The sequence below is a fragment of the Thioalkalivibrio sp. genome (assembly GCF_007692535.1).
GTDB lineage: Bacteria > Pseudomonadota > Gammaproteobacteria > Ectothiorhodospirales > Ectothiorhodospiraceae > Thioalkalivibrio.
This window is the reverse complement of record NZ_REBW01000040.1, coordinates 1-4301: the sequence shown is the minus strand read 5'-3', so window position 1 is coordinate 4301 and position 4301 is coordinate 1. Positions and strand designations below refer to the sequence as shown.

Here is a 4301-nt window from a genome sequence, read left to right as displayed (position 1 = left end):
CGGGCGCGCCTGCGGCGCGTTCGCGGGCGAGGCCCGCTCCCACAGGGGGGCGCGGGCGTGGCCGTGACTTTCGGCTAACCCGACGGCGCGCCCGCGCCACGCGGCAGGAGCACCTGGAAGCGGGTGCCTGCGGATCCGCTGGAGCAGAGAATGATGGCGTCCATTTCGTCGACCAGGCGCTTCACGATGCTCAGTCCCAGGCCGGAGTGCCCCGCGCCCTTGGTCGAGGTCACCGGCGAGAACAGCCGGTCCATGACCTCCTGCGGCAGACCGGGGCCGTTGTCCTCGACCGACAACTCGGTATACCGCCGCCCATTCAGGCTCACTGGATCGCGTGTGACGACGCGGAGTTTTCCTCCTTCATCAAGAGCTTCTGCTGCATTTTTCAATAGATTTGTCAGGATCTGCCGCAGGTGGTCCGGCGATTGGGCCAGCGGCGGATCGTGTTCCGCGAGATCCACCTCCAGCGTGATGTTGCGGGCGCTGCAGACCGATGCCGCAAAGATGTCGGTGATCTGGCGCACCTCGCGATGCAGCGACAACGACGTCTCCTCCTCGGTCTGCGGGGCCTCGCGCATCCGCAGCAGGATGCGGCCCACGCGCTCGATCTCCTCGCGGATCACGCCCAGTTCCAATTGCGCTTCGTGTTCGTCGCCCAGCTTGATCCGCAGCATGGCCAGGTAGTTCTGGATGATGCTGAGCGGGTTGCCCGCCTCGTGCACCATTTCACGGATGCGCCGTTCCAGGCGCTCCTGGTCCGGCGCCTGCGTCTGTGTCACCGCCGCCTCGGCGCTCAGCGCCCGGGCGATCTCGCGGCCCATCGCACCGACGAAAGCGCTGCGTTCCTGCATCTGCGCCAACTGGGGTGCGTCGACGCCGAGCACCAGCGCCCCGAGGGGCCCGGACTCCCCGCGCAGCGGCTGGATCCACAACGGCCCCGCCCCGCAGATCGCGACAATCTGCCGGTCGGCGACCGGTAGTGCGTCGAAGCCCTCGCCGGTGAACTGCACCGCGCGGTCCTCGAGCACCGCGTCCACGACCAGACTCCGCCCGGCTTCCAGGGGAAGGATGAACGCCGGATCGGGATCCTCGTCCACCCACGCGCGCAGAAACGGCGCATCGTCGTCGGCAAGGAACAGCAGGCTGCGCTCCACGCCGAAAGTCAGGAACAGGACGCGCTGCACAGTCAGGCGCCGACGCAGCAGATCTCCGGTCTGGGCCAGTTCGCCCTGCAGTTGGGACAACCGGTTCAGATCCTCCAGGCGCTGGCTCAGGGCAAGCCTTGCGTTCTGGTCCCACTCGCCGTCGGCGTCGATATCGACCTGGAGCGAGCGGGCCATTCGGGCGACATCTTCCCTGACCCGCCCGCGCAACTCCTCGGTCAGACCTTCGTTGAACCCGAACAGGGTATCGGCCGCGGCTAGGGCATCATCGCCCACCGGGCCCGGGCGGCCCATCGCATAGCCGAGGTTGACCAGCTTCACCAGGTGGTGGGCGTCCTGCACGGCCAGCGCCGGTTCCAGGTGGTACCGGACCGCATCGACGATGAACGGGCTGAGGCCCCATTCCTCCATCAGGCTCGCGGCCAGGTGACAGTGGTCGGTGCCGTAGACGGCTCTCTCCGCGCGGAGCAGCGCCTGATCGTCGGCCGCCTGCTCGAGCATGGGTCCATACCGGGATTCATCGTCGCTCAGGCGCGCCAGGCGTCCGATATCCACGAACAGGCCACTCAGATAGGCCTCCTCCGGCCGGGGATAACCGGTCAGCACGGCGAGGACCTGGCTCAGATTCGCCGTCACCAGGGCAGTGCGCCAGACCCGCTTGAGAAAGCGCCGATCCTGGGTATTGAACTGGCCGAACAGCTGCTTCATGGCCAGCGTCATCACCAGGGTCCTGACGACATCCGTCCCGAGGTTGAGCACGGCTCGATCCAGGGCGTCGAAACGCTTGCCCCGGTAGTAGAAGCTGGAATTGGCAACGGCAATGATGCGGGCGGTCGCACCGGTATCCTGCAGGATGATCGCACTCAGGGTGTGCAGGTCAGCCTGGTCGTCCTGCACCGTGTCCAGGATGCGCACCAGCAACTGCGGCAGGCTGGGCAGGAAATCGCTGGCGCGGCTCGCCTGGGCCATGCCTAGAATCCGAGATCCGTCATCGGCGTACCGGTGCAGGATCCGGAACGGATGGACCCCGCCGTGCTTCCTCCAGACATGCTGTGCCCCCTAAGCCCCGGTTTGCAAGGCCGAATCCCGGATCGGGACGGCGCCTTTTCCGAGTACCCATGATTTGAGCCTGACTATACTGCCGCATCAGTGCACACACCAAATGCGGCCGGAGCCGGATCGATCACAGGCGCCCGATCAAATCCATCAGGCTGCCGCCCTCCTCGCGCAGCCGCCGCAGTCTCTCGGCCAGATCCTGCTGGGAACCGTAGCGCTGCCGGTCATAGCCATGGGGGCTGCGCGGTACCGGCCGGGATTCCGGCGCGTCGGGTGGCGCCTCGCGGCCGGTGCCCTCGCGCCCGGAAAGGCCGAAGTCCGGACGCGGCTCCAGCGATGCCGCTGCAATCTTCGGCTCCCGGTCCACCGGCACGTCGGCGGTCATTGGCCACGTCTCCGGCGCGGCTGTGTCGACGTCCATGGCGCGCTTCGGCGCCACGTCCGCCGGTTGTTCCGCCTCATACTCCGCCGATGGTTGCGTCGGTCGCTCCACCGGTTCTGCCGCGGATTCTTCCTCTGGTTCTTGCGCCAGTCGCTGCGCCGGAGGCTCCGCCGGCACATCCAACCGGAGCCGCAGTTCCCGCAGGATGCCGGCATGGCGGTCCGGATCCGCGTGCAGGCGGTCGAGCAGCCGCGGGAGATCCAGACCGGGCTCACCGAAGCGCTCCCAATAGGATGTGTGCAGCTCCTCCAGCCACTGCGCCAGCAGGCGCGGATCCTCGACTTCATCAAACGCCTTGAGCAACGCGGCGTGCAGGGTTTCGAGCCGATCCGGCTCCGTGCCTGCATCGATTGCCGCGACCGTATCGGGCGCCATCACTTGCGGGAGTGGCGCCTCCGCTGCCGGACCCGGACGCCCCGCGCCCTCGGGTGGGGTCTCCTCGCCGCTCGCTTCCGGCATCGCCTGCACTCCGGAGGGCTGCAGGAAACGGCGAAACCAGAAGCGGCTGAAGCTCTGGACCGACGGCTCCTGCGCCGGCCGTTCCTCGAGCGCATCGGCAAGGCGCTGGAAGGGCCGCCCTGACGGGTCGCCCTCCGGGAACAAGGCGACGGGGTGCTGCAGCGCAACTGCCGAACGCATGCTTTCATCACGCTGGATGAATCCGAGGAAGTTCACGTCCACGTCCAGGTACTTCCGGATCGCCCCCTCGAAGCGCTGGAAGACGCTGCGCGCCTCGTTGAAATTGACCGCCATGTTGACCACCACCTGACAGTCCACCGGGTGTCGGCGCAGCGCCAGCTTGAGCAGCGAAAAGGCGTCGGTAAGCGAGGTCGGTTCCGGCGTGATGACCAGCAGCACCTGTTGCGCCGCGCTGAGGAAATCCAGCGTGGTCTCGCTGATACCCGCGGCAGTGTCCAGCAGCAGGTAGTCGAAGTCCTTTTCGATCCGCGCCAGTTCATTCACCAGGCGCCGCTGCCGGGTCGGATCCAGGTTCACGCATTCACTGATGCCGCTGGCGCCCGGGATCACGCGCAGTCCGTGCGGGCCCTCCATGATGATGTCCTCGATCGGACACTCGCCGGACAGCACGTGCTCGAGACTCTTTCCGGGACGCAGGCCCAGCAGGATGTTCACATTGGCAAGGCCGGTGTCCGCATCCAGGATGCACACACGCCGGCCATAGCGCGCCAGGGTGATTCCGAGATTGACGGCAATACTGGACTTGCCGACGCCGCCCTTGCCGCTGGTGATGGCAAGAATCCGCGGCAGCCGGTCCCCTCGGGGTTCCACCTGAAATCCTTCCGTGGCACCTCCGGCGACCGGAGTCACGGCGTGATCTGCCTGCATGATCTCTGCCTCTTGCTGCACAATCCAGCACAGTTCATTGTTTACATTAGCTATCGGGATAAGGCAAGCGCCTCAGTCGCTTAGCGCCCCGATCGGTCGTCAGATGTCATCCAATGACATCCAGGCGGGAACCTGACCATCACGAATCCTCCGCAGGCGAGGAACACCGCATTGGCCCCAGCGAAACCGCCAAAAGCTTCGCCTGCAAGGCAGCCTCCCACAAGGGCAAGAACCTGTGGGAGCGCGCCTTGCGCGCGAAGGGACCCTCTGCGGAGCTTCCGTGATCATCAGGA

General features: G+C 66.4%; 2 protein-coding genes. Both read right to left on the bottom strand.

Annotated elements, in window-relative coordinates; genetic code table 11:
• Positions 1-74: 74 nt before the first annotated feature.
• A complete protein-coding gene (locus EA346_RS00675) occupies positions 75-2132 on the bottom strand; it encodes an HDOD domain-containing protein (protein WP_296754350.1) in 2058 nt (685 codons plus the stop codon).
• Positions 2133-2346: 214 nt separating this feature from the next.
• Positions 2347-4008, bottom strand: a complete 1662-nt coding sequence (locus tag EA346_RS00670) for a MinD/ParA family protein (RefSeq protein ID WP_296754347.1) — start codon at positions 4006-4008, stop codon at positions 2347-2349.
• Positions 4009-4301: the final 293 nt, after the last annotated feature.

What these genes read in the sequence shown, in the direction of transcription:
- EA346_RS00670 (WP_296754347.1), bottom strand. Translation starts at nt 4,008, where the DNA reads ATGCAGGCAGATCACGCCGTGACTCCGGTCGCCGGAGGTGCCACGGAA.
- EA346_RS00675 (WP_296754350.1), bottom strand. Translation starts at nt 2,132, where the DNA reads ATGGCCCAGGCGAGCCGCGCCAGCGATTTCCTGCCCAGCCTGCCGCAG.